This window comes from Cytobacillus sp. OWB-43 (assembly GCF_034651445.1).
In the GTDB taxonomy this organism is placed as follows: domain Bacteria; phylum Bacillota; class Bacilli; order Bacillales; family Cytobacillaceae; genus Cytobacillus; species Cytobacillus kochii.
Window position 1 is genome coordinate 82,505 of the sequence record NZ_JAYEFF010000003.1, and the last position, 25,388, is coordinate 107,892.

The following is a 25,388-nucleotide window of genomic DNA, read 5'->3' on the forward strand; positions in this document are numbered from 1 at the left end:
AACAAAATCACAAAAAAAAAAACAAAAAAAACAAAAATATATTAACGTTAAAAACGTGTGCTCTTCGGATGTTGAGATAGATTGAGCATAAATATTTATTAACTTTTCTCGCCAAAGTTTGATATCCACTTGTGTTTTCTTTGTATAGGATTGATTAGCTGCTATATGTCGCTTTTCTGCTAATAAAGGTTTTTGAGTAATGATTCTTTCAGTTATTTGCTGTAAATGTTCTTCTATTTGTATTGTCAATAGTCACAGCCTCCAATTTATGTCACTTTTAATGGTAGCATGTGTGAGAGGGATGACTCAAGAAAAAGGCAAGTGAACATTCACTAGCTACTAACAGTCACCCATATAATCTAGATTGACTTAATTGTATACGTTTGTATACAATTGTAATGTACGAAGGAGGTGAGATAATGAAAGATAAACAAAGTGAATTCGAGGATCATCCTAGAGGTGAGCGAAGGGGCAAAAGAAACCGCCCGCATAAAGAGGGGGCTAAAACATTTCGTAGAGGACGAGCGCTCACTTTTTTAGAGAGCTTAAGGCTCAAGGAATCGATTTTGAAGAAACAATTAACATCACCAGAATTGCAGACCATTAACCCTATATTAGTGGGAGAGTTGAGAGCAATAGATATGATTATTGAAGAATACATCCATCATTTTCATTTGAACGAATTAGCGAGAGAGTCAGAACTGAATACGGATAAGGGGGATGAGCATGAAACAAATTAATCGATATATTGATAAGGTGTTTTATCAATACGATGAGCTCCTAGAGGAGGTACTTCAATCAATTAATGAAAATGGAATGAGAGCCATTTCTGTCTCTCCTTCTACCGGGAAGCTTTTAACATTGCTCGTATCAACATCAGGAGCAAAGAATGTTCTAGAAATTGGTGCGCTCGGTGGATACAGTGGCATTTGTTTAGCACGAGGATTTGGGAAGTCGGGAGAACTAACATCTTTAGAAATAAAAGAAAGCTATGCCGAACTAGCTTCAGGCAATTTAGCTAAAGCGGGGTTTAATGAGCAAGTATCTTATATCGTAGGTCCAGCTCTTACAAGTTTAGCAGTACTTGAAGAGGAACGGAGACAATTTGATTTCTTCTTTATTGATGCCGATAAAGAAAACTATGAAAATTATTTAATTGCTTGTATTAAGCTTGCAAAGGATGGTGCATTAATCGTCTGTGATAATGTACTTGCAAATGGAAGTGTAGCGGATGAAAGTAGTGAACCTAAACGTTATACAGAAAATATGAAGAGATTTAATCAAATAGTCGCTAGTCATCCTCAACTAGAGTCTACTTTAATTCCAATAGGAGATGGTTTAACCATTTCAAGGGTGAAAAGATAACCCATAGATAAAAGTGCTCACCAGCTTCTTACCTCGTAAGCCGGCGCGCACTTTTTGCTTATTAATCGTAAAAAATTAAATGAATATTACTACTGGTACGAGATTTAGCGAAAAATTCTGCTTCATTTCCTCCGTCAACAAATTTACCGATACTACGGAAAATCCCGCATTCTCCCCTTGCAATATTGCGATAGCCGACATAATCATTATAGCTTTCGGGATCGTACTCCCATAACTCTACTTTCACTTTTCCTTTTGGACCAACATAGTTATCACGGCAAATCATATAGTCGCCACCAGTAGAAGCATAAATTTCACTTTCTGCTCCGTTACTTGATAAACTCTGTTCACCTAAATAATCCCATCCACTACTAGCCGTAGCAGTAATAGGGATAAGACAAATAACTAATAATGCACATAGAGAAGCTTTTACTTTACTCATCGCCATTCCTCTTTTCTGTTCGAATTGTAAAATAATTTCCTGTTTATCCTATCAGTATTTTATGGTAAATATGCCGAATCGTATGTTATCATGCTTGCTTTATCGATTAGGATGAGCTCCCTAACCTTACGCCTCTTTTGATTGAGGGTATAAAGTAGGAATTATATTTTAGTAAAATAATCTTGTCTTTCTTATACATGCAATGACCATTAAACAATGTTATAGTCAAAGAAAAAAAGTGAGGCATATATATGTATAGATGTTCTTGGTCAAATAGCAATCAATTAATGCAGACTTATCATGATAAGGAATGGGGTATTCCTAGTAAAGATGATCGCTATTTGTTTGAAATGCTTTCATTGGAAGGTGCTCAGGCAGGTCTATCTTGGCAGATTGTTCTATCTAAAAGAGCTAACTACCATGAGGCGTTCCATAATTTTGATATTGAATATTGTGCAAGTTTAACAGACGCCGACCTATTAGCCATTAAAGAGAACCACGGTGTGATTAAGCATTTAGCCAAACTACAATCAGTTAGAAATAATGCTCGCGTTTTATTGGAAGTTCAAAAAACATACGGCAGCTTTGCAGCGTACATTTGGAGCTATGTAGATCATATACCTTATCAGAATGAGTGGAAATCCGAAGATCAAGTCCCTGCTCAAACGGAATTATCTAGCCAGATAAGTAAAGATTTAAAAAAGAAGGGATTTAAATTTGTAGGTCCTGTAACCATATATAGTTTTATGCAGGCTGTGGGAATGGTTAATGATCATGTGACTAATTGTATATGCTACGAATCAGTAGGAAAATAAAGGGATGGCGACTGTCATTCCTTTTCTCATTTATAACAATAAAAGTAAAGCTATTTAAGTGGTAACCTTAACGAAAATTTAAACCAACCAGCTCATTCTATATTTATTATTGCTACTGAATTAATCAGGAATAGGAGTTCAAAATTAGGCATGCAATTAGAAAATCCATCTTCTTGATAGTAGCAAAGAATAATCGTAAACAAGTTTGCTTGAACGAATAACAACAGATATATAAGAATATAAATTCCGTATTCATTCAAGCAACGAGGAAACTAAGATGTAATAAAACGTCTTTCATATGAAAAAAAGGTAGAGAAAGGACAAAACTACTTAAGAGTGAGTGTAAGATATTCTATTTTAATAGCTCTTCCAAGCACGTTCATATTTCTCGATTAAGGTTGGATGGATTAAGGTATTCACTTCCGGCTCAATAGGCATGCCTTTACTATCTATCATTTTCTCATCGATATCTTTTCCGAATGCAGTGAGTCCTTCTAATACCTCATTCGTAAAAACTTTGTCTCAACAGAAATATCGACATCTTCAAGTGAGATGGGCTTCCGCTTAGCTAGGACAAATCCCCAATCCCAAAACTTGGAGGATAACTTCTTCCCGATAATATTAGTGCAAGAATTGTCGGACTCTTACTTAGTATCTGTTGCTATTCTATATTTATGGGAGGTCAGATAATGAATCAAATGAAAGGGTTAAATGATGCTCTAGCTTACATCGAAAAAAATTTAACTGAACAAATGAATGAAAAAGAGATGGCTAGGGTAGCTGGGTGTTCACTTTATCATTTTAAAAGAACTTTTTCTTTCTTAGCGGGTATGCCCTTATCTGAGTATATAAGAAAAAGACGTTTAACATTAGCAGCAATAGATATACAAGATCATGTGAATCTGAAAGTAATAGATATCGCTGTAAAATATGGATATCGTTCCGCTGATGCCTTTTCTAGAGCATTTTATTCATTTCATGGAGTTACTCCAAGAATGGTAAGACATAATCAACATGTTTTAAAAGTTTTTCCTAAGATGACCTTCCAATTAATCATACAGGGAGGAGTAGAAATGGATTATCATATCGTAAAAAAAGAGGCTTTTTGGATTATCGGATTACAAAAAAGAGTACCAATTGTATTTAAGGGTGTAAATCCAGCAATTAAAGAAATGTGGCATCAACTAGATGAGAAAAAGATTCAACAGCTATTAACATTATCAAATGTTGAACCAAATGGCATCATCCAAGCCTCAACCAATTTTTCTGAAGGAAGAATGGAAGAAAAAGGAGAGCTCGATCATTATATTGGTGTTGCTTCTATCTCAAATAAAGTGGAAGGATATTCAGCACTTGAAGTGCCAGCTATGGAATGGGCAATTTTTGAAACAATCGGCCCATTTCCAAAGACATTGCAAGAAGCTTGGGGAAGAATATACGCAGAATGGTTTCCTTCAACTAACTACCAACAACTTGAAGGACCTGAAATTGTCTCTATCCAAACTAAAGACTTATCTGCTGATCAAGTGAAAACAGCTATTTGGATACCAGTGACACAGAACAGTTCTGTGTAATATATTCAAGAAAAACGATCACATAGTATCAGAAAGATGAAGCTGGCACATGTGAAAAATCTCTGGTTAATGTTTCAGTAAATGTTGGAGCCAATGAGGAAAGAAAATGAAATGACTAGAAAGGGTAATGGCGATAAGTAACGAATAAATAAATGATAAAACATCCAGACTGAAAATCAGCAGGATGAGATGGAAAATTTTGAAAAAGGAAACAGGAAAAACAAATACAACTGGGTGGAAAGTCAACCAGATCACACCCCAAAAATAAGTAGGGAATTGTCAAGCAAAGTGTGTATGTCCTAATTTACTTTTGGTAAATTAGGACATGAATCTTTGAGATGCTTAAAGATGACTTTTAAGAATAACAGAGACGAGAAGCTACTAAATTAAATATAGAAAATGACGTGAAAAGAGGTGAACAAAGAATGACCGAACGAATGGTGCCGCTCTCTCGTTTATCGGAAAGAATTAAAATTGAACCGTACTACTACAAAATGGGACTAAACGGTACTCATAACGAATGCTATGTGAGAAGTGAGGTTGCTACTCAACTTTTGAAAGTAGTTACTTTTCTACCGGAAGGAATCGGGGTTCACGTATGGGATGGATGGCGCTCTTTTGAAACACAGCTTGCCATTTATGAAGCAACAAAGAAGGAGTTAATGCTAAAGGGGTTTCAAGGTGTTTCTTTAGAAAGGGAACTAGCAAAATATGTGGCTAAGCCTACAAAAGATGTTGATCACCCTTCTCCGCATTTAAGTGGTGGAGCAGTTGACCTTACCTTATTTGATGGCAATGGGCTGTTACCAATGGGAAGTGAATTTGATGAATTTCATGAAAGGTCGCAGTTAGATTATTTTGAGGAAAAAAAACCATTGACCTCGCTCGAAAATATTTACCTAGCCAATAGAAAACTATTAAAAAGAACGATGTTGAATGCTGGTTTCATCTCGAATATAGATGAGTGGTGGCATTATGAATATGGAACAAAAAGCTGGGCAAATAAGGTTGGAGTAAAACAATATTTTAGAGGGATATTAGAAATTTAATATTTTCTTTTTACTTCCATTTGACATTATACCTATAGGGGTATATGATGGTTGTTGTAAGGAGGGAGGCATTAATGAAATATAATCGACAAATGATCAACCGTGTAAAACGAATGGAAGGACAATTACGCGGTATCGTAAAAATGATGGAAGATAATAAAGATTGTCGGGAAATTGTAACACAACTCTCAGCTGTTCGTTCTGCAGCAGATCGGACGATTGGTTTAATCGTCAGCAATAATTTAGTTGAATGCGTACTAAATGGGACTGAAGGATCAAGTAATGAAGAAATGGTAAAAGAGGCTGTATCGATGTTAGTAAAAAGTAGATAGAGTTCTCTTGACAATATATTTTTTTATCTTTTATTATACCTATAGGGGTATGTGTATATCAAAAAGGAGGAAATAATAATGAATGCAAACAAAGTATTAGATGCCAAAGGGCTCGCGTGTCCAATGCCGATTGTGAAAACGAAAAAGGCAATGAATGACATGCAAAGTGGTGAGGTTTTAGAAATTCACGCAACAGATAAAGGAGCAAAAAGTGATCTAACAGCATGGGCTAAATCTGGTGGCCATGAATTAGTCGATCATACTGAAGAAAATAATGTTTTTAAATTCTGGATTAAAAAAGGGTAAGAAGGAGGCTATTATGGTAGAAAAGAAAAAAACAACTATTATCTTATTTAGTGGGGACTATGATAAAGCTATGGCGGCTTACATTATTGCTAATGGTGCAGCAGCTTACGATCATGAAGTAACAATTTTTCACACTTTTTGGGGACTAAATGCTTTAAGAAAAGAAGAGTTAGTACCAGTAAAAAAAGGTTTTATGGAAAAGATGTTTGCAAAAATGATGCCTAGAGGTGCCGATAACATGGGGCTATCTAATATGCACTTTGCAGGTATGGGCCCAAAATTAATTAAAAATGTGATGAAAAAACATAATGCAGTCCCTCTCCCTAATTTAATTGAAATGGCACAAGAACAAGATATCAAACTGGTTGCTTGTACAATGACAATGGATTTGTTGGGGTTACAACAGGAGGAATTATTAGACGGTATTGAGTATGCAGGTGTAGCTGCTTATTTAGCAGATGCTGAAGATGGGAATGTGAATTTATTTATCTAATCAATAGGGGGATATGAAATGGAAATGATCAATTATGTCCTTTTATTCTTTATTACTGCCTTTTTTCTTACACGTTTTATATCAGTGAAAGGAATAAAGCAGATTTCAACTGCCGATTTACGAATGGTGCTAAAAGATAAGGAAAAACAGTTTGTTGATGTTCGAACTCATTCAGAGTTTAAAGGTAGGTCTATTCCTTCTTTCCAAAACATTCCGTTGCAGCAATTGAAGGATCAAGCAGAGAATTTAAACAAAGACAAAGAAGTAGTAGTCATTTGTCAAAGTGGTTTGAGGAGTATGCAAGCAGCGAAACAATTGAAGAAACTAGGGTATACAAAAATCACAAATATAAAAGGCGGGATGAATGCCTGGTAAGAGAGGAGTTTTATTATGATTCAAGTATCATCAGAAAGTGTCAAAGACCTCTTGCAAAACAACTATGATGTGAGCATTGTGGATGTAAGAGAAGTGGAAGAAGTAGAACAAGGAAAAATTCCATCAGCCATTCATATACCATTACGATTATTAGAGTTCAGAATGCATGAATTAGATAAATCAAAAGATTATATAATGGTTTGTCGTTCAGGGGCAAGAAGTGGGCAAGCAACAGCTTTATTAGAACAACATGGTTATCGTGTGAAGAACATGTCAGGTGGAATGCTCGCATGGGATGGCAAGGTAGTATAATTTTTTTTACATTTAAATATACCCATATAGGTATATAAGGAGGGCCAAAGAGATGAATGAAGTGAAAGCAAATCAAACAGTCGACGCAAAAGGGTTAGCTTGTCCGATGCCAATTGTCCGGACAAAAAAGGCCATGAAGGAATTAGAGGCAGGGCAAGTAATGGAAATTCTAGCAACTGACAAAGGGTCTAAAGCTGACCTCAAAGCTTGGTCTGAAAGTACAGGACATCAATATCTAGGTACTGTAGAGGAAGGGGAAGTACTAAAGCATTATGTTCGTAAGGCTTCTGATTATGAGGAGCAACCAGAACGGCACCATCCACATGTCATTAAGAATGATGAGCTGAAAGAGAAAATCGCTAACGGGGAGTCTATACAGATTCTAGATGTTCGAGAAGAAGCGGAGTATGCTTTTGGTCACATACCTGGTGCGTTATCTGTACCTTTTGGACGTTTGCAGCAAGAACTAAATAAACTTAATCAAGATGAGCCTATTTATGTTATTTGTCGTACCGGTAACCGAAGTGATATGGCAGCACAACTTTTAGAAAGTAAGGAATTTAAAGCAGTCAATGTTGTGCCAGGTATGAATAGTTGGAATGGGAAAGTGGAAGGAATTTAAAAATAATAAATGAAAATATGGTTGTAGCACAAAAAATTTTGAAATAATAAATACCATTGGGGGTATAATGATGTCTTTTAATAAAATGAAAGCAAGTGAATTAACAACGATGGTAGTAAATAAAGAGCCATTATTTATTCTAGATGTTCGTAATGAAGCTGATTTTCAAGATTGGAAGGTAGAAGGTCATGATTTTAACTATTTGAATATACCTTACTTTGACCTATTAGACGGTGTAGAAGGAATCATTGAGCAGCTGCCTAAAGATCAAGCTATCTTAGTTGTATGTGCGAAAGAAGGCTCTTCTATCATGGTGGCGGAGATGCTATCAGATGAAGGGTTGGAGGTCAGTTATTTAGAAGGTGGAATGAAAGCGTGGAGTGAGCATTTAGAGCCTGTTAAAGTAGGGGAATTGAGTACAGGAGGAGAAATGTATCAATTCGTCCGTATGGGTAAAGGCTGTCTATCTTATATGGTCATTTCAGATGGTGAAGCAGCAATTATCGATGCTACGAGAATGATAGATGTATATCTTGATTTTGCCAAAGAAAAAAAGGTGAAAATTACGCATGTTTTTGATACGCATTTACATGCAGACCATATTTCTGGCGGACGTGACATCGCAGCAAAGATGGACGCTGTTTATTGGTTACCACCTAAAGATGCAGGGGAAGTAACATTCAATTATGCCAAACTAGAAGATGGTAGTGAAGTGAAAATTGGGGAAACATCTATCAATATTCATGCTCTTTATTCACCGGGACATACCATTGGCTCGACTTCATTTGTCGTAGATGAACGGTATTTATTAACAGGCGATATATTGTTTATTGATTCTATCGGTAGACCCGATTTAGCTGGGCTTGCAGATGACTGGGTTGGAGATTTACGTGAGAGTTTATATAAGCGATATAAACAACTATCAAGTGAACTCATCGTTTTACCTGCCCATTTTATGATGATTGATGAATTGAATGATGATGGCAGTGTTGCCAAAAAATTAGGTGTTCTTTTTAAACAGAACCATGGGTTAAATATTGAGGACGAAAGTGAATTTAGAAAGATTGTCACTGAAAATCTCCCACCGCAACCCAATGCGTATCAAGAAATACGTCAAACAAATATGGGGAAAATCACTCCAGATAATGATAAACAAAGAGAGATGGAGATTGGACCCAATCGCTGTGCGGTGAGATAAAGAAATATTCATATAGAGGGACCGGAGATTGGTCCCTTTTTTAGGTCAGCTTTAAGGAGATGAGCATAATGGATTTAGCATTTATTGTGACGATATTTTTAATTGGTTTTATTGGCTCTTACTTATCAGGATTACTTGGTATCGGTGGTTCTATCATTAAATATCCGATGCTATTATATATTCCACCATTACTAGGTGTCGCGACTTTTACTGCGCATGAAGTGTCAGGTATTAGTGCTGTCCAGGTTTTCTTCGCTACGATTGGCGGGGTTTGGGCATATCGTAAAGGTGGATATTTGAATAAAACATTAATCATTTATATGGGGGCTAGTATTTTAATAGGTAGTTTTATAGGCGGTTATGGATCGAAGCTCATGTCAGAAGGTGGCATTAATCTCGTATACGGTATACTAGCTTTAATTGCTGCAGTCATGATGTTTATACCTAAAAAGGGATTAGATGATATCCCATTTGATCAAGTGACTTTTAATAAATGGTTAGCGGCAGCTCTTGCGCTTGTCGTCGGTGTGGCAGCAGGGATTGTTGGGGCTGCAGGTGCCTTTTTATTAGTCCCGATTATGTTAACCGTATTAAGAATCCCAACAAAAATGACGATTGCTTCTTCTCTTGCTATTACCTTAATATCATCCATTGGTGCAACTGTTGGAAAAGTCACTACTGGGCAAGTTGACTATTATCCGGCAATCATCATGGTTATTGCTAGTTTAATTGCTTCACCTTTAGGTGCAATGGCAGGTAAAAAAATGAATACGAAAGTGCTGCAAATGATTCTCGCATTATTAATACTAGCTACAGCTGTGAAAATATGGGTAGATATATTTTGAAAGGTAGTAATAAGCCGATGAATCACTGCTTTCAGAATGATACGAAATTGAGTAGGGAATCGCCGCATTTGAAGCAAAAGTAGAAGCTGAGCGCGGCGCAATTTGAGTAGATAACGAACTAATGCTTCATCCATTATTAAACATGTCATTTCATACCATGGAAGTCTCCCATATATAATCATCCCGAAAGTTTCTAAAGGTAAAGGTTCATGAACCGTTTGAAAGGATACTTTTTCCGAGCTAGAACCTTCAACGTGAGCTAAAAGATTTTGGATTTATATAAAGGGAAGGTTGTTGCAATTGTAAATGTTGGGATGAAGTGAAAATAGTCGCTATCCTAAACCATCATCCCAAGTTCAATATAAATGAAGAGGCATTACCCACTCTGCCTCAGCTTATGATTGTCTTTGCTTTAAAAGAGTAGACTATTTAATAAGCACCGAAAATAGAAACAGCATGTGCTCCTTCTGTATTTGCTCGAAGGAGTACATGTTTCCATTCCAGCTCGTTTGATGGAATCCCGTGATAATAAATATCGTGCAAAATACTTGATAAGAAGGCATCTCCTGCTCCAGTTGTGTCAACAACATCTACGGTAGGTGCTTCAACGGTTATACTCTTCTCTTTATGAAGTAATGTTGCACCTAAACGACCCCTAGTAATCAGTATCCACTGATTAGACCATGAAGAAAGCTGTTGTAATGCTGTTCTATAATCTTTGGCTTTACAAAGAAATAGCAGCTCTTCCTCCGTCATTTTAATTAGATCTGCCTCTTTTAAAAAGGAATTGATTGTCTTTCTACAATCTGATTCATTCTTCCATCTCTTTAAACGGATATTTGCATCCATGACGATGAAATGCTGATATTTCTTTGCTAATTCAAGTGCTTTCAAGCTTGTCTTCTTTGCGATGTCATGAAAAAGCGTCCCGGAACCGAAATAGGAGATATGCGTTTTTTGATAGATGCTTTCATTCAACTCGTCTGCTTCTAACCATATATGAGGGGTGTCATTTTCGTAAGATTGAAATTCACGCTCTCCATCCTCTTGCACAATTGATACTATACATAACTTTTTATTAACTGAAGTAATGGTACCAGACATATTGATACCTTCATCTTCTAATTGCTGTTTGGCATATTGACTATGCTCATCAGTACCTATTTTTGTCATATAAAAGGTAGGAACACTTTTCCTAGCTAGACGGATGGCTACATTAGCGGTTGCTCCTCCTACTTTCATGAATGATTGGCTATTAGGTGAAATAATGCGATCCATGATTACTTCACCGAAAGAAATCACACCTTTACTTTTCACAAACAGGTCTCCCATCGTTTTTGATAAGGCTGATTATACTATAACTTTGTATTTATCTCTGCCTTCCAAGCTGCTAAATGTCCTCCACTTTTTCCACAAACCATTCGTTTTTATTTTCAAAAAGTTATCTTTATAAGAACTTAGAAAAATCACTTTATTTATATTAATTAAAAACTGACTGGTACAACAAATTTTATCAGGGTAAAATCACAATTTTTCATTGACAGCTTAGGTGGAAAGTCGTATATTGATTAAATAAAATTAATAAATATTCATATCTATGCAATTGGATAGAAAGGGTTCTTTCTAATGAAAATAACAGTAGGTACACCGGAGTATATAAGAGAGCCAAACGCACTTATGAAAATTGGCAGTAATGTAAAGAAATTTGGAGAAAAAGTCGTCCTTATTGGTGGGATAAAGAGTCGTGAAATAGTGGAAAGTCATATAAGAGACAGTTTCAATAATGAGGGAATGACACTGGATGCTTCCATTTGGTACGGTGGAGAATCTTCTAGAGAAAATGTTGAGAGATTAATAGAAGAACTCAGTACAATCGATTATGATGTCATCCTTGTATGTGGTGGAGGGAAAGCGATTGATACTGTTAAGGCAGTAGCCGCACACGTAAATAAACCTCTTGTTGCAATCCCGACGATTGCAGCAACATGCGCAGCAACGACTCCTATTTGGATTACATATAGTGAACAAGGTGAATTTCTTGCCATCAGTCGAGATGCGAAGGTGCCAGAAATGGTTGTTGTTGACTCAACAGTTATTTTGCACTCGCCTGTTAGATATCTGATTGCTGGAATTGGTGATACGTTAGCTAAGTGGTTCGAAACGAAGACTTCAGTTAAAAAAGCAACACCAAATGCAAGGAATCAAACAGCGATTGCTATTGCTAATCAGTTATACAAAACGATGTTAGCAATCGGTGAGCAATCAGTTACATCTATGAAAAATAAGGAATTGTCAACTGAGCTTGAAGATATGATTGATGCGATTCTGTTAATTAGTGGAAGTGTAAGTGGGTACGGCGGTGATGATTGTCGAACTGCAGGTGCGCATGCCATTTACTCTGGGTTGACGATATTTCCAGAAATACATGAAACGTATCATGGTGAAATTGTTGCTTTTGGTATTTTATCGATGCTAGCAATGGAAAATGAAGAAGAAAGCGAAATCAAAGAGTTAATTGCTTACTATCAAAAAGTGAATCTACCATATACACTACAGCAAATGAATGTGCCTGAATTGTCTGAATCACAGTGGCAGGAACTTGGAGACGTTTCAGTGACTATTGAAGATATGGAGAATATGCCATTTGCGGTGACACCAGATATGGTTATCACAGCTGTCAAGCAAGCAGATGAATACGGAAAAGACATGTTAAAAAAATAAATAGAATGGTTAATGGAGGAAAATAAGTCATGAAAAAATGGTTTTTAGCAATCACAATGATGGTCCTTGCTGTAACATTAGCTGCTTGCGGCGGATCTGGTGAATCTGAAGAGGGTTCTGGCGAAAACAAAGAACCATTAAAAGTTACTTTACCAACATGGACAGGTTATGGACCGCTATTTTTAGCAAAAGAAAAAGGCTATTTTGAAGAGAATGGAATAGATGTTGAACTTTCAATTGTTGAAGGTCTTGGAGAAAGAAAACAAGCCCTAGCAAGCGGACAAATCGATGGAATGGCAACTGCACTTGATGTGCAAGTATCATTAGCTGCATCAGATATTCCTTTAAATGTGGTATGGTTATTGGATGATTCTTACGGTGGAGACGGTATTTTAGTCAAAGATGATATTAAAGAAATCAGTGACTTAAAAGGCAAGCAAGTTGCTTTTGAAGTCGGGTCTACAAGTCATATGTTAGCTTTAACCGCACTAAAAGATGGAGGCTTAACTGAAAAAGATGTTGAAGTTGTACCAATGTCTGCTGGGGATGCAGGAGCAGCATTTGCAGCTGGTAAAGTAGACGCAGCAGTTACATGGGAGCCTTGGTTATCTAACGGTTCTGAAGCGAACGGTAAAGTATTACTAACAACGAAAGATCTTCCTGGTATTATTGTTGATACAGTTAGTTTCACGGAAAAAGTCATTGAAGAGCGTCCTGAAGATGTACAAGCATTTGTAACAGCCATGGGTCAAGCAATGGACTACTGGAAAGAAAACGAAGATGAAGCGAATGAAATCATGGCAAAAGGCTTAAAAATTGATGTAGAAGAATTTGTTGCAACGGCAGAAGGATTAAAGTTCTTGGATAATGAGGCGAATAAGGAATTATTTGGTACAGAAGACGCTAAAGGCGGCATTTACCAATCGACTGAAAACGCGGCAAAGTTCTATAAAGAACAAGAGATTATTACAGCTGAACCAGCAGCAGAAGATATTATTAACCCCACTTTTATCAAGTAATGATATGAATCATTTGGAGCCTAACCGCAAGCAGTCAGCGGTTAGGCTCAGGTTATTTTTATCTCTGGTAATTGGTTGAAGAAGGAAAAATTAGAAAATGGGTGAGAAAAAATGTTAGGAAAATTATTAACCCCGAATAAAGATATTCCAAAGTCCCTTTATTCATCAGTGGGCATTATCACTTTTCTTATTGTATTAGGAATATGGGCAGGGATTACTTATACTGGGCTCGTTAACCCGTTGTTTTTACCAACACCTACGGCGGTATTAACTACAGGCATAGATTTATTTACCAATGGAAATCTTCTTTCAGATATAGGCATTAGTTTTTCAAGAGTATTAGTCGGTTTCTTAGTGGCAGCCTTAATTGGTGTACCACTTGGGATATTAATGGGTTCTCTAAAAATTATGCAAGGCGCATTTGAGCCACTCATTGGTTTTATTCGTTATATGCCAGCTTCAGCGTTTATTCCATTATTAATTTTATGGATTGGTCTTGGAGAAACGCAAAAAATGAGTGTTATCTTTCTCGGAACTTTCTTTCAATTAACGCTAATGATCATGGATGTAACAAAGAATGTGCATAATGATTTAATTGATGTTTCTTATACATTAGGTGCTTCTAAGTTACAAGTATTTACGAGAGTAATACTCCCGGCAACCATGCCTGGGATTGTTGATACATTAAGAATTACATTTGGATGGGCGTGGACTTATTTAGTTGTGGCAGAGATTGTTGGTGCTTCCAGTGGAATCGGCTATATGATTATGCAGGCATCAAGATTCCTACAACCTGATAAAATTATTGTTGGTATTTTGATTATTGGTTTATTAGGATTATTGACTGACCTCATCTTTAAATGGATTTACCGTAAATCTTTTTCATGGATGAGAAAGGAAGGATTGTAATATGACTACACCGAAGCTTGAAATTAAAGATGTGGATAAAATATTTAGAACAAAAAGCGGCGACACAACCGCACTACAAAAAACATCTTTTACCATTGATGATGGTGAATTTGTCACGATTCTTGGTCCCTCCGGTTGTGGTAAATCAACGGTATTAAGAATTGTTGCTGGTTTAGAAGAAGCGACAACTGGTGAGGTATTATTAGATGGCCAACCTATCGATGGGCCTGGCCCAGATAGGGGCATGGTATTCCAATCGTATACTCTATATCCTTGGTTGACGGTGAAAGAAAATATTTCTTTTGGCTTAAAATTAAAGGGAGCAAAACAAAAGGAAAGAGATGATCTCGCTCGCCATTATCTTCAATTAATTGGATTAGAGGGATTTGAGAATCATTATCCTGTTCAACTTTCTGGAGGGATGAAACAGCGTGTGGCCATCGCTCGTGCGTTAGCAAATGACCCGAAGGTATTATTGATGGATGAACCGTTTGGTGCACTTGATGCGCAAACAAGAAATATTATGCAAGAGGTTTTATTAAAGGCATGGGAAAAGTCGAAGAAAACGATTCTCTTTATTACGCATGATGTCGATGAATCAATTTTTCTAGCTGATTCGGTTTATGTAATGACAGCTAGACCAGGAAGGCTGAAGAAAAAGGTGCCGATTGATATTGCTAGACCAAGAGACTTTAGTGTGAAAGCGACAAATCAATTCGCACAATACAAAGAAGAACTGTTATCATTAATACGAGAAGAAAGCTTAAAATCTATTTAATTTTATAAATGAAAACAGAAAGGTGCTTGGTACAATTGAAGAGAGAAGCCTATTTCCCTGAGGTCGTTAAGCAGGCCCTCAGCAATATACCTCCAGGGTCATGGATGTCGGCAGTACCGGAAGGATGTATTCGCCTGAACTCAGGTTATCCGGCTGCTAACCTTGTTCCGTCAACTGAATTAAAGGAAGCTACAGACCGATTATTGACAGAAGAACAAGATTTGCCGCTTCACTATATTGGTAGTCCAAGAATTGATCAATTAAAAACACAATTGATTGAGCGTATGAACGAACGAAAGATGGAAGTGCAAGAGGATGAAGTACTTGTGACTTCAGGTGCTTGTCAGGCCATCGATCTTATTGCTCGTATTTTATTAGATGAAAATGCCTTCATTATCGTCGAGTCACCGACTTATATGGAGGCATTGGAAATCTTCCAAAATTACACGAAAAACATCATCACAATCCCTATTGATGCAGATGGTTTGGACACGAAACAATTGGAAGGTATATTAATCGAACGGACGAAGAAGGAAGAACCTCTTCCAAAGCTTCTCTATACAATTCCAACCTTCCAGAATCCAACAGGCACGACGTTATCTTTCGCTAGGCGGGAGAAATTAATCAAACTAGCAAAAGAGTATGATTTTCTCATTCTTGAAGATGATGCTTACGGGGAGCTTGCGTTTGGAGAGAGTCCAACAACATTAAAATCATTAGATGAAGAGGATCGTGTGTTTTATGTCGGCTCGCTATCGAAAATAGTCGCTCCAGGCATGCGTATTGGCTGGATCGCTGCACATAGTGAGTGGATAGAAGCGCTTTTCTGGTTCAAGAAGGATTTAGAGCATCCCTTTGCCCAGTCGGTAATGTCTGCTTATCTAGAAAAAGTGAATTTAGCCCATCGTTCTGTTTTACTAACAGAAAAATATGAAGAAAAAGCAGTCATTTTATACGAAGCATTGATTCATTTTATGCCTGAGGGTGTGAAATGGTACCGCCCAGAAGGTGGCTACTTTATGTGGATTGAAGTGCCTGGGGTCGATACAACGGCTATGCTTGCGAAAGCGAAAAAAGCAGGCGTAGCATACGTACCTGGCCAATACTTCTTCTTACACCAAGATGAAGGCAAAAGCTTCTTACGTTTATCATTTAGCTATGCGAGTAAAGAGGAAATTAAAAAGGGAATCGAAATTCTAAGTCATGTAGTGGCAGAAGAGATCAATAAATAAGCTAGGAGCGTGCACAATCCTGAGGTGCACGCTCTTTTTAGGTTTGAAGGTGGGAAGGTGATTTATAAAGTGAGCCACTCTTTCAACTGTAAAGGAGAATCAGAGCGAATCGCTACTTTTTTATAGGCTTTCTTAAATCCCATAAAATAAGTTACATGAACAGGTTCCTTTAGTTCTAGAATGATATCTGGGTACACTTTTTCTAAATCTCTAGTCATAAATTCAACGGTATCCTTTGAGAATTTCCCTTGAAGTACTGATTTTTCCTCCATCAGTGTTTTAATATTTTCAATTGGAATAACCACTCGTTTCACTATTCCGAGTGATAGGTATAGAGTACCGTTTTGATAATAAATAGGGTTTAATTTCATTGCTTGTATGTCACCAATGAAAAAAATAACAGCATACACATTGCTGATAAATAGGATCATTGATAAAACGATAGAATATTGATGGATTAACCAATGAATCGCGATAGTTTCAATGAGGATGGCATGGATAAGCATTATCTGAAAAGCAATATAACTGGAGTTTTTATAAAGTGTTATTCCCTCTCGCGGTGTTTTTTTCCAACTAGCAAAAGCATAATAGAACATCAAACATTCCGAACAAACAATACGAATAATCTGATACTTCTTTGTGTAGTGATCAACAGCATTTGAATATGAGAACACAGTAGGTAATGAGCTTTGTTTTACTTCCTTAATAATTTTTGGCATATACTTTATAAAGGTTACAATAAGTAAAAGTTCTAAAGAAATAAATATACCCTCGATTAAAATAACGCCCCATACAAAAGAGGAATATGGCGCCAGCAATTCCGCTGGTATAATCAATCTTGCCAAAAGGCAGCCACTCGCACAAAGTAACAATGCAGATTTTAAAGAAAACTTCCCTTTATATAACATGGAAAATAATGGAAACATGATCATGAAGTCAATCAATGAACCTAAAACAACGTCTTGCGCATTTGCCGGTAGAATCAATGCACCAACTGAGGTCTGATATAGAAGGGTATTGAAAAAGAGAACCGCCATTAATAAGAAAAGCCATAGATACTTCCCTTTGCTTATGGTTTTCATGTCTTATCACTCCCATTTAGTTAAATTATACCATATGAACAGAGAGGGCTTCCAAATAAAAAATGAAGTAAACTGATAGTAATAGCCCTCATGAGCAGGATAATTGAAGTACTGATTTGAAGGGAAAGTACAAAAGAAAACAGAGCCGTAAAATAAAGGACTAATCCTTTTGTCATTTAAAGTGTTTAATCAGAAGTCTTTGAGTTTCGCGTTTTCGGACGGGGAAGAACTTCTATAAAAGAAGTTCATATTGATTCTACTTTTTAAACATTTATTTACAATATATGAGCAACAAGTAACCATCGAATAAATTCCCCCTGTAGGATAATAATTAATTATTTTAGCAATCCCCATCAAAAAAACCTCAATCAACTATCGTAAAATAAAGGTGAGGTGAGTGAGAGTGCAGTATAGTGAAACGACGCAAAAAACAATTTGCTTTATAGAAACGCATCTACTAGATAAGATTCAACTTGATGATTTAACAAGGAATGTAGGATATTCCAAGTTTCATCTAATAAGGGTATTCAAACAAGAAACAGGTCGGACAATTGGTGAATATATTCGTTTTCGTAGGCTTGCTTTAGCAGTGTCGTTATTAATAGAAAGTGATGAATCTATTCTTTCGATTGCTTTTTTGCTTCATTTTCAATCTCAAGAGGCTTTTACGAGAGCTTTTAAAGAGATTTATTCTCTACCACCGGGCAAGTACCGTAAGTTATTTAGTCTTATCCATTTAAAGGAGGAGAACAATAAGATGACGAAAGAAACAATTATTCATGGCTGGATATTAAGTGGAAGCGCCCCAGAACATTATCAAATGACATTGGATCAACAAACTTTCCATACTGGGCATCAATCTGCTCTACTTAAAAATATTAGTGATGTGAATAGCCAGCAATTCGCTACTATTATGCAACAGTTCCAAGCTGAGAAATATAGAGGGAAAAGACTGAAACTAACATGTTATATAAAGACGGAAGATGTAGAGAAATGTGGGGCTTGGATGAGAGTAGATGACAATAATGGTGATGTACTACAGTTCGATAATATGGATAATCGCCCTATTACGGGTACAAATGAGTGGAATCATTATACCATTGTATTAGATGTGCCTGAAGAGAGTATGTCCATTCATTTCGGGGTATTACTCATTGGAAAAGGGAAGGTCTGGATGGATGGGTTTCAATTAGTAGAAGTCAGTGAACATGTGCCAACAACGAACCTTTCTTTTCAAGAGAGTCTACCAAAAGAACCGCAAAATCTTGATTTTAGTGAATAGATGCTAAAGGAAAGGCTACATGCTTTTCCTATTTTTTCTGTGAACTTCATCTCCTGTTTATGCCATAATAAAAGCTGAGTAGTATTGGGTGAGAGGTGAAATGATGAATAAACAACAATGTCCAGTTTGCGGTGAGCAAAACAACTGTGGGCTTGAAGAGAGCAAGCTCAAGAATTGTTGGTGCTTCCATATTGGTGGTATCCCACAAACGCTCTTAGAATTAATTCCTCAGGAGAATAGGGGAAAAAGTTGTGTTTGTGAGAGATGTATAAGAAAATATAACAAGTGAGATGTATATATTTTACATTCAGGAGGAGTTTGCTCGCCTGATAGCGAATAGAAAATGGAGAAATATTAGGAGGTATTGTGTGTGCAAAAAGTCCGAACTGAAATGTTTGAGTGGATCAAAGCATTGATAATTGCACTAATTATTTCTTTTCTTATCCGTATTTTCATCTTTTCTCCTGTCGTTGTAGATGGGGCTTCAATGGAACCGACATTACATGACCAAAGCCGAGTTGTTATGAGTAAATTAGGTGAACCTGATCGCTTTGATATTGTAGTGTTTGATAGTGATGGAGAGCGTAATTTTATTAAAAGAGTAATTGGCCTGCCAGGAGATGAAATTACCTATGAAAATGATCATTTATACATAAATGGTAAGGAATACGATGAACCTTATTTAGATGAGTTAAAAGAAGCACTAGAAAGAGGCATGCTTACAGATGATTTTGAGCTCAAAGATACGAAAGTAAGTCAAACCGTTGTTCCTGAGGGGCATTATTTTGTATTAGGAGATAATCGAAAACGAAGTCTTGATAGTAGGGTCATAGGTGTCATCTCTGAAGAAAGAATCCTTGGGAAAGCCAAAGCGGTTATTTGGCCGATGGATCATATGGAGGTCGTTAAATAAGGGAGAAGGAAAAACCTAGTTTATTGATCCGCTAGGTTTTTTTCGTGAATAGAACTTTATTGATAACGTCATGTTAGGGTTCTAACATTCACTCGAAAAAATGTTAAACTATAACATATCAAAAGGATTAGGGGTCGAAAAAACAGTGAAAAGGATAGTATCGGCGATAGAAGTGGCGAGGTTGGCAAATGTTTCGCAGTCAACTGTATCAAGAGTATTTACTCCAGGTGCAAGTGTGTCCGAGAAGACAAGACAGCGAGTGCTTGAGGTGGCTGAGCAGTTAAACTATCAGCCGAATGCTCTTGCACGAAGTCTTATAACGAAACGAACAAATATGATTGGATTAGCAATGAAGGATATTCAAAACCCATTTTACCATGAAGTATTAGGGATTTTTACGAACAAGCTAAAAGCGAAGGGATATTCAGTTTTATTTGTCTATACAGAAAATGAAGAGATACAGCAAGAAGAAATCAATCACTTTCTTGAATATAATGTCGAGGGGATTATAATTACAGATGCAATGCTCTCATCTAACATCGTGACTAAACTAAAAAATAATCATATTCCCGTGACATTGTTTAATCGCTATGATAAGAATCTTGAGTGTAATTCTGTCAGTTGTGATAATATCAATGCAGCAAATGAAATAGCAAAATATGTCGATCACCTGTACTGTGAAAAAATCGTCTTTATTACAGGTAAAATAAATACATCAACTAGTCAGGAAAGACAAGAAGGTTTTGTTAATTACTTCAAAAACAAAGGAATCCCCGTCGAGATTCTTGAAGGTGACTATACATACGAGAGAGCCTTTTTCTTAACAAAAGAATTGATTGAAAAAGATTATGTACCAGATGTGATATTTGGGGCTAATGATATTACGGCATTAGGTGCTCTTGATGCATTGAAAAGCAAGGAAATAAAGGTGCCAGAACAGACAATGGTGATTGGTTTTGATGATATCAAAATGTCCTCTTGGCCTAATTATAATCTTTCTACATGGGTTCAACCTATTGAAGAGATGGTAGATGAAACCATTCGCCTTCTTGAACGAAATCAGCGGGAAACCGGACATAAGACAGTAAAGGTTCAAGGTAAGTTTATCCATCGTCAAACGACAAAATAAAAGAAGGAAAGTCCTTGCAGCCCAAGGATTTTTCTTTATGTAAAAATTTCTGAATATAGGAAAATAACAAAATATATATTTGACAAATGAAAACGCTTCATTTATCATCTATTTCATAACCTTTGCATACGTATGCAAAATGGAATGATATATTTTTTTGAATGCTTTTGCATACGTATGCAAAAATCCAGAAAGTGAGGAAATTAATGATGGTCATTTACCTAAAACGAGGAAAAGTAGAAGAGGATATTCAACAAGAAGATTTAAAAGTTTCTGAGATTGTAAGAAACACAATTAATAAAATTGAAAGAGAAGGGGATCAGGCTTTAAAAGAACTATCGGAAAAATTTGATAAATGGACTCCAGAAACTTTTCGTTTAAGTAAGCAACAAATAGAGGAGATTTGCGCTTCGATTCCTGAACAAACTATTTTAGATATTGAGTTTGCTCAAAATAACATTAGAAATTTTGCCGAAGAGCAAAGAAAATCAATGAAAGACATTGAAGTTGAAACAATGCCAGGTGTTATTTTAGGTCATAAGAATATTTCAGTTAATAGTGTAGGTTGTTATATTCCAGGTGGACGTTATCCAATGGTGGCTTCAGCACATATGAGTGTTTTAACTGCAAAAGTTGCTGGCGTAAAAAGGGTCATCGCTTGCACTCCTCCCATCAATGGTGAAATCCCTGCAGCAACTGTGTACGCTATGCATAAAGCAGGAGCAGATGAAATTTATATTTTAGGTGGCATCCAGGCAATGGCTGGTATGGCAATTGGCACGGAAACAATGGAAGCGGTTGATATGATTGTTGGTCCAGGAAATGCTTTTGTTGCAGAAGCCAAACGTCAATTATATGGTCGCGTGGGTATCGATTTATTCGCTGGACCTACGGAAACACTAGTCGTGGCTGATGAAACCAGCGATCCTGAAATGATTGCTACTGACTTATTAGGTCAAGGAGAGCATGGACCGACATCTCCAGGTGCATTAATAACTACCTCTAAAAAAATTGCAGAGGAAACAGTGAAAGAAATTGAACGCCAATTAAAGATATTACCGACTGCTGATGTAGCACGTGTTTCTTGGAATGATTATGGACAAATCCTTTTAGTTGAGGACGAACAGGAAGCTTTAAAAGAAGCAGATAGACTTGCATTTGAACATGTAGAGATATTAACGAAAAACCCAGACTTCTTTTTAGAGAATATGACGAATTATGGCTGCTTGTTCTTAGGACCAGAAACGAATGTAGCGTACGGTGATAAGGTGATTGGTACCAACCATACACTACCAACAAAAGGGGCAGCGAAGTATACTGGTGGCTTGTGGGTAGGAAAGTTTCTTAAAACAGTGACCTATCAAAAGGTAACATCAAAAGAACAAAGTGCCTATATTGGTGAATATGCTGCACGTTTATGTCAATTAGAGAATTTCGCAGGTCATGCAGAACAAGCTTTACTACGTGTGAGAAGATACGGAAATCAACAGTAAATGAGCTTTTAACTTGATAAAAAGTAGGTGATATTCAATGTTAAGTATGATCGGTTTAATTGGAGGGTTAGTCTTACTTACTGTCCTTGTGATGCGTGGGATGAACCTTTTAATTGTGGCGCCACTTTCAGCACTGTTTGTTGCAGTGCTGAACGGTGTTCCGTTATTTCCACAGTTTGCAGGTAAGGATGAAGTAGATTTCATTACGGGTTATATGGATGGTTTTGCCGGTTTTATTACTTCTTGGTACTTGATGTTTTTAGCCGGGGCAATATTTGGGAAGGTAATGGAAGATAGCGGTGCTGCTGAAAGCGTTTCCCATTGGATTGTAACTAAAATCGGGATGAAGCATGCTGTGCTTGCAGTAGTCCTTTCTTGTGCAGTATTAACCTATGGTGGTGTTAGTTTATTCGTAGTTGCCTTTGCTGTTTACCCGATGGCAGTAAGTTTGTTTAAAGAAGCCGATTTACCTCGGCGATTTATTCCGGCTGCACTTGCTTTTGGGTCAACGACTTTTACGATGACATCTGCAGGTTCACCAGAAATACAAAACTGGATTCCAATTCCTTATTTAGGGACAAACCCTTATGCCGGATGGGAAGTTAGTTTAATAACAGCGATATTTATGCTTATATTTGGCTATTGGTTATTGATGAAAGTGATACGGAGGGCGGTAAGGAAGGGGGAGAAATTTGTTGGAAGAGATACGGATAACAATGAAATAAGAAGTGAATTACCTCATCCTTTATTAAGCCTTATTCCTTTATTAGTTGTTCTTATTGTTGCATTTGTTTTCCACGATTCTTTAGCGCAATCTGCATTAATTCTTGCCTTAACAGGTGGTGTTATCGCTACATGGTTACTTAATCGTAAATATTTCAGAAATTTCTGGGAAGCTGTTGGCGAAGGAACAATGGGAGCTCTTATAGCAATTGGAAATACGGCTGCTGTTGTTGGTTTTGGCGGTGTAGCAAAAATCACTCCTGCGTTTTCTTCTGCTGTAGATTTTATGACCAGTATTCCCGGTTCACCATTAATTGGAGGGGCATTGTCTGTTATGGTTATCGCTGGATTAACCGGTTCCTCATCTGGCGGGCAAACAATTGCTTTACCAATCTTAGCACCTCATTATTTAGATATGGGTGTGAATGCAGAAGCGCTTCATAGAACGGTATCCTTATCTTCAGGTACGCTTGATTCATTACCACATGGAGGATATGCGGTGACAACCATTCGTTCTATTGCTGGGGAAACGCATAAAGATGCTTATCCTGCATTCGGTTTAATGACTGTAGTGGTTCCAATTGTTGCTGTTGTACTAGCGGTTATTCTTTTTTCTCTTGGTGTTGGTGTATAATCTAGAAAAAAGTAAATAGATTCATAGGAGGTTATCGTCATAGCTTATTTTGCGGCAATACTGCATATGGTAGATATTGAAAAAAGTAAGGAGATTCGTCCAGATCACCTAGCGTATTTAAACAAACTGGAGAAAGAACAGAAAATCTTCGCTAAAGGTCCCTTTGCTGATGGAACTGGCGGGCTAGTCGTATACAATGCTGATAGTTATGATGAGGCTATGACATTAGCAGAAAATGACCCATATATTGTCCATCATGCTCGTCGATTAGAGCTAAAGGAATGGTCTATCATCGAGTAATCATATATTGGAATAAGAACATGCATATCTCTATGTATGTTCTTTTTTTTATTTGATGAGTAAATAGGAAGTAGGTAGCTGGATGGGGTAACGGCGATGTGAACAACCGATTATATTATCTGTTCTCACCACTTTTTTACCGTACATCCATAAAGTTAAAGCGTATTTAACATTATTATACGAGAATCTAATATTTCCTTCATATTCCAAAAGTATCATGAATATATAACAAGTGGAAAGACTTGCCTTCTTTCAAAAAGCCGTATATTCGACGAGTAAAGGGTTTTTACTTCATCGGTATATGGCTTTCTTTAGGGGGCGGTAAAAGGGGTGAGAGAATATGCGTGCTTTGGAATTAAAACAGATGAGAAAGTCTTACCAAGCGGATATAGAAGTGTTAAAAGGGATTGATATTGTGATTGAGCCTGGGGAATTTTTTGTGTTAGTCGGGCCATCTGGTTGTGGAAAAAGTACGTTGTTAAGGATGATTGCTGGATTAGAGGAAATAAGTAGTGGTGAGCTTTATATTGGCGGGGCTTATGCAAATAAGTTAAAGCCAAGTAAGAGAGAATTATCTATGGTGTTCCAAAATTATGCTCTGTTTCCTCATATGACAGTTGAACAAAACATTGCCTTTGGTCTACATGTGAAAAAACTGACGAAAGTTGAACAATCACAGAGGTGTCAGGAAGCGGCAGAAACGCTTGGACTCACACCATATTTGAAAAGGAAACCAAGAGAATTATCGGGTGGTCAAAGACAGCGTGTAGCACTCGCTAGAGCAATCGTTACACAAGATCCTATATGTCTAATGGATGAACCACTCTCAAATCTTGATGCAAAATTGAGAACAAAAATGCGTTCAGAGATAAGGCAGTTACAAAGAAAATTGGGTATTACGATGATTTATGTCACACATGATCAAACAGAGGCGATGACGATGGCCGATCGCATGATGATTTTAAATCAAGGTGAAGTGCAACAAGTTGGGAAGCCGCTTGATATTTATAATCACCCGGCGAATACTTTTGTGGCATCGTTTATTGGCGCACCGCCAATGAATATGGTTAATGGATATATTCAAAATGGAAATGTCCATCTCCCATGCGAGACAAGGCTCCCACAAATTCATCAGAATTTAGCTGGTGAATTCACGATTGGAATTAGACCTGAGCATCTAGTAAGAGCAACGAATACGGATGAAGCCACATTGCAAGCTACCGTTACGAATGTAGAAATGCTTGGTACAGAAACACTAATTAATTTTCAGTTAACGGATAAATTGCAGTGGACAGCAAGGTGGCAAGGTCAGCATGCGATTCCTTTAGGAGAGAAGGTTTCTTTTGCTATCAAAATAGAGGACTTAGTTTTTTTTGATGATCAAACGAAACAGAATACTTTTCTTGAAGGTGTGGAGGTGATTTAGTTTTATGCCATCACTTAAT

General features: G+C 37.0%; 30 protein-coding genes. 26 read left to right on the top strand and 4 right to left on the bottom strand.

The genetic code is table 11. The features are described from left to right. A partial coding sequence (locus U9M49_RS13050; protein WP_322909944.1) for a hypothetical protein occupies window positions 1–249 on the bottom strand: 249 nt, incomplete at its 3' end. Window positions 250–419: 170 nt separating this feature from the next. Between U9M49_RS13050 and U9M49_RS13055 the strand changes: the two genes are divergently transcribed. Next, window positions 420–740: a hypothetical protein gene (locus tag U9M49_RS13055; RefSeq protein WP_095370371.1), complete on the top strand. Its 321-nt coding sequence runs from the start codon at window positions 420–422 to the stop codon at window positions 738–740. Continuing rightward, on the top strand, window positions 727–1,365 hold the full coding sequence (locus U9M49_RS13060; protein WP_322909945.1) for an O-methyltransferase: 639 nt from the start codon (window positions 727–729) through the stop codon (window positions 1,363–1,365). Before U9M49_RS13055 ends, U9M49_RS13060 begins: the two co-directional genes overlap by 14 nt. A 61-nt stretch (window positions 1,366–1,426) precedes the next feature. On the opposite strand, the gene U9M49_RS13065 is transcribed toward U9M49_RS13060, so the two are convergent. Next, window positions 1,427–1,807, bottom strand: coding sequence for a hypothetical protein (locus U9M49_RS13065; RefSeq protein ID WP_095370369.1), 381 nt, complete (start codon window positions 1,805–1,807; stop codon window positions 1,427–1,429). A 251-nt stretch (window positions 1,808–2,058) separates the two neighbouring features. Between U9M49_RS13065 and U9M49_RS13070 the strand changes: the two genes are divergently transcribed. The 11 genes from U9M49_RS13070 (at window position 2,059) to U9M49_RS13120 (ending at window position 9,728) form a co-directional block, all read left to right on the top strand. After that, on the top strand, window positions 2,059–2,622 hold the full coding sequence (locus U9M49_RS13070) for a DNA-3-methyladenine glycosylase I (protein WP_322909946.1): 564 nt from the start codon (window positions 2,059–2,061) through the stop codon (window positions 2,620–2,622). Window positions 2,623–3,311: 689 nt separating this feature from the next. Then, on the top strand, window positions 3,312–4,196 hold the full coding sequence (locus tag U9M49_RS13075) for an AraC family transcriptional regulator (RefSeq protein WP_095370367.1): 885 nt from the start codon (window positions 3,312–3,314) through the stop codon (window positions 4,194–4,196). Window positions 4,197–4,621: 425 nt separating this feature from the next. After that, complete coding sequence (locus U9M49_RS13080) at window positions 4,622–5,245, top strand: M15 family metallopeptidase (RefSeq protein WP_322909947.1); 624 nt, start codon at window positions 4,622–4,624, stop codon at window positions 5,243–5,245. A gap of 74 nt (window positions 5,246–5,319) precedes the next feature. After that, window positions 5,320–5,577: a metal-sensitive transcriptional regulator gene (locus tag U9M49_RS13085; RefSeq protein WP_095370364.1), complete on the top strand. Its 258-nt coding sequence runs from the start codon at window positions 5,320–5,322 to the stop codon at window positions 5,575–5,577. A 78-nt stretch (window positions 5,578–5,655) separates the two neighbouring features. Continuing rightward, window positions 5,656–5,883, top strand: coding sequence for a sulfurtransferase TusA family protein (locus tag U9M49_RS13090; protein WP_095370363.1), 228 nt, complete (start codon window positions 5,656–5,658; stop codon window positions 5,881–5,883). Window positions 5,884–5,896: 13 nt separating this feature from the next. Next, window positions 5,897–6,376: a DsrE/DsrF/DrsH-like family protein gene (locus U9M49_RS13095; protein ID WP_095370362.1), complete on the top strand. Its 480-nt coding sequence runs from the start codon at window positions 5,897–5,899 to the stop codon at window positions 6,374–6,376. Between the two features lie 18 nt (window positions 6,377–6,394). Then, window positions 6,395–6,751 carry a rhodanese-like domain-containing protein gene (locus U9M49_RS13100; protein WP_095370361.1) on the top strand — a complete coding sequence of 119 codons (357 nt, stop codon included), beginning with the start codon at window positions 6,395–6,397 and terminating at the stop codon, window positions 6,749–6,751. A 15-nt stretch (window positions 6,752–6,766) separates the two neighbouring features. Then, complete coding sequence (locus U9M49_RS13105; protein WP_095370360.1) at window positions 6,767–7,063, top strand: rhodanese-like domain-containing protein; 297 nt, start codon at window positions 6,767–6,769, stop codon at window positions 7,061–7,063. Window positions 7,064–7,115: 52 nt separating this feature from the next. Then, the gene (locus U9M49_RS13110; RefSeq protein ID WP_095370359.1) at window positions 7,116–7,685 is read left to right on the top strand and encodes a sulfurtransferase TusA family protein; all 570 of its coding nucleotides are present in this window, start codon (window positions 7,116–7,118) and stop codon (window positions 7,683–7,685) included. Between the two features lie 70 nt (window positions 7,686–7,755). Further along, a complete protein-coding gene (locus U9M49_RS13115) occupies window positions 7,756–8,883 on the top strand; it encodes an MBL fold metallo-hydrolase (RefSeq protein ID WP_095370358.1) in 1,128 nt (375 codons plus the stop codon). Window positions 8,884–8,951: 68 nt separating this feature from the next. Continuing rightward, entirely contained in the window at window positions 8,952–9,728 is a 777-nt protein-coding gene (locus tag U9M49_RS13120) for a sulfite exporter TauE/SafE family protein (RefSeq protein WP_095370357.1), read from the top strand. Window positions 9,729–10,157: 429 nt separating this feature from the next. Here U9M49_RS13120 and U9M49_RS13125 read toward each other — a convergent pair whose 3' ends face one another. Further along, a complete protein-coding gene (locus tag U9M49_RS13125) occupies window positions 10,158–11,045 on the bottom strand; it encodes a carbohydrate kinase family protein (RefSeq protein WP_157733776.1) in 888 nt (295 codons plus the stop codon). A gap of 309 nt (window positions 11,046–11,354) precedes the next feature. Here U9M49_RS13125 and U9M49_RS13130 point away from each other — a divergent pair, with 309 nt between their 5' ends. The 5 genes from U9M49_RS13130 (at window position 11,355) to U9M49_RS13150 (ending at window position 16,387) form a co-directional block, all read left to right on the top strand. Next, entirely contained in the window at window positions 11,355–12,449 is a 1,095-nt protein-coding gene (locus U9M49_RS13130; RefSeq protein WP_095370355.1) for an iron-containing alcohol dehydrogenase family protein, read from the top strand. 29 nt (window positions 12,450–12,478) lie between these two features. Beyond that, window positions 12,479–13,468, top strand: coding sequence for an ABC transporter substrate-binding protein (locus U9M49_RS13135; RefSeq protein ID WP_095370354.1), 990 nt, complete (start codon window positions 12,479–12,481; stop codon window positions 13,466–13,468). Between the two features lie 111 nt (window positions 13,469–13,579). Continuing rightward, entirely contained in the window at window positions 13,580–14,377 is a 798-nt protein-coding gene (locus tag U9M49_RS13140) for an ABC transporter permease (RefSeq protein ID WP_095370353.1), read from the top strand. Window position 14,378: 1 nt separating this feature from the next. Beyond that, window positions 14,379–15,155, top strand: a complete 777-nt coding sequence (locus U9M49_RS13145) for an ABC transporter ATP-binding protein (protein WP_095370352.1) — start codon at window positions 14,379–14,381, stop codon at window positions 15,153–15,155. Between the two features lie 35 nt (window positions 15,156–15,190). Continuing rightward, entirely contained in the window at window positions 15,191–16,387 is a 1,197-nt protein-coding gene (locus U9M49_RS13150) for a PLP-dependent aminotransferase family protein (RefSeq protein WP_095370351.1), read from the top strand. A gap of 62 nt (window positions 16,388–16,449) precedes the next feature. On the opposite strand, the gene U9M49_RS13155 is transcribed toward U9M49_RS13150, so the two are convergent. Continuing rightward, complete coding sequence (locus U9M49_RS13155) at window positions 16,450–17,469, bottom strand: beta-carotene 15,15'-monooxygenase (protein ID WP_322909948.1); 1,020 nt, start codon at window positions 17,467–17,469, stop codon at window positions 16,450–16,452. Between the two features lie 403 nt (window positions 17,470–17,872). Between U9M49_RS13155 and U9M49_RS13160 the strand changes: the two genes are divergently transcribed. The 8 genes from U9M49_RS13160 to U9M49_RS13190 all read left to right on the top strand — a co-directional run bounded on the left by U9M49_RS13160 (window position 17,873) and on the right by U9M49_RS13190 (window position 25,369). Then, window positions 17,873–18,751 (top strand): helix-turn-helix domain-containing protein, encoded by an 879-nt coding sequence (locus U9M49_RS13160; protein ID WP_307317190.1) that lies wholly within the window; start codon window positions 17,873–17,875, stop codon window positions 18,749–18,751. A gap of 103 nt (window positions 18,752–18,854) precedes the next feature. After that, entirely contained in the window at window positions 18,855–19,040 is a 186-nt protein-coding gene (locus U9M49_RS22695) for a cysteine-rich CWC family protein (protein ID WP_218971972.1), read from the top strand. A gap of 81 nt (window positions 19,041–19,121) precedes the next feature. Beyond that, the gene (gene lepB, locus U9M49_RS13165; RefSeq protein WP_095370347.1) at window positions 19,122–19,664 is read left to right on the top strand and encodes a signal peptidase I; all 543 of its coding nucleotides are present in this window, start codon (window positions 19,122–19,124) and stop codon (window positions 19,662–19,664) included. Window positions 19,665–19,809: 145 nt separating this feature from the next. After that, window positions 19,810–20,793, top strand: a complete 984-nt coding sequence (locus tag U9M49_RS13170) for a LacI family DNA-binding transcriptional regulator (protein ID WP_095370346.1) — start codon at window positions 19,810–19,812, stop codon at window positions 20,791–20,793. A gap of 209 nt (window positions 20,794–21,002) precedes the next feature. Then, window positions 21,003–22,286: a histidinol dehydrogenase gene (gene hisD, locus U9M49_RS13175; RefSeq protein WP_322910071.1), complete on the top strand. Its 1,284-nt coding sequence runs from the start codon at window positions 21,003–21,005 to the stop codon at window positions 22,284–22,286. Between the two features lie 37 nt (window positions 22,287–22,323). Next, window positions 22,324–23,643, top strand: a complete 1,320-nt coding sequence (locus U9M49_RS13180) for a GntP family permease (RefSeq protein ID WP_307317187.1) — start codon at window positions 22,324–22,326, stop codon at window positions 23,641–23,643. A gap of 39 nt (window positions 23,644–23,682) precedes the next feature. Continuing rightward, on the top strand, window positions 23,683–23,943 hold the full coding sequence (locus U9M49_RS13185) for a YciI family protein (protein WP_095370344.1): 261 nt from the start codon (window positions 23,683–23,685) through the stop codon (window positions 23,941–23,943). A 340-nt stretch (window positions 23,944–24,283) separates the two neighbouring features. Continuing rightward, window positions 24,284–25,369 carry an ABC transporter ATP-binding protein gene (locus tag U9M49_RS13190; protein WP_095370343.1) on the top strand — a complete coding sequence of 362 codons (1,086 nt, stop codon included), beginning with the start codon at window positions 24,284–24,286 and terminating at the stop codon, window positions 25,367–25,369. The last annotated feature ends 19 nt before the right edge of the window (window positions 25,370–25,388 follow it).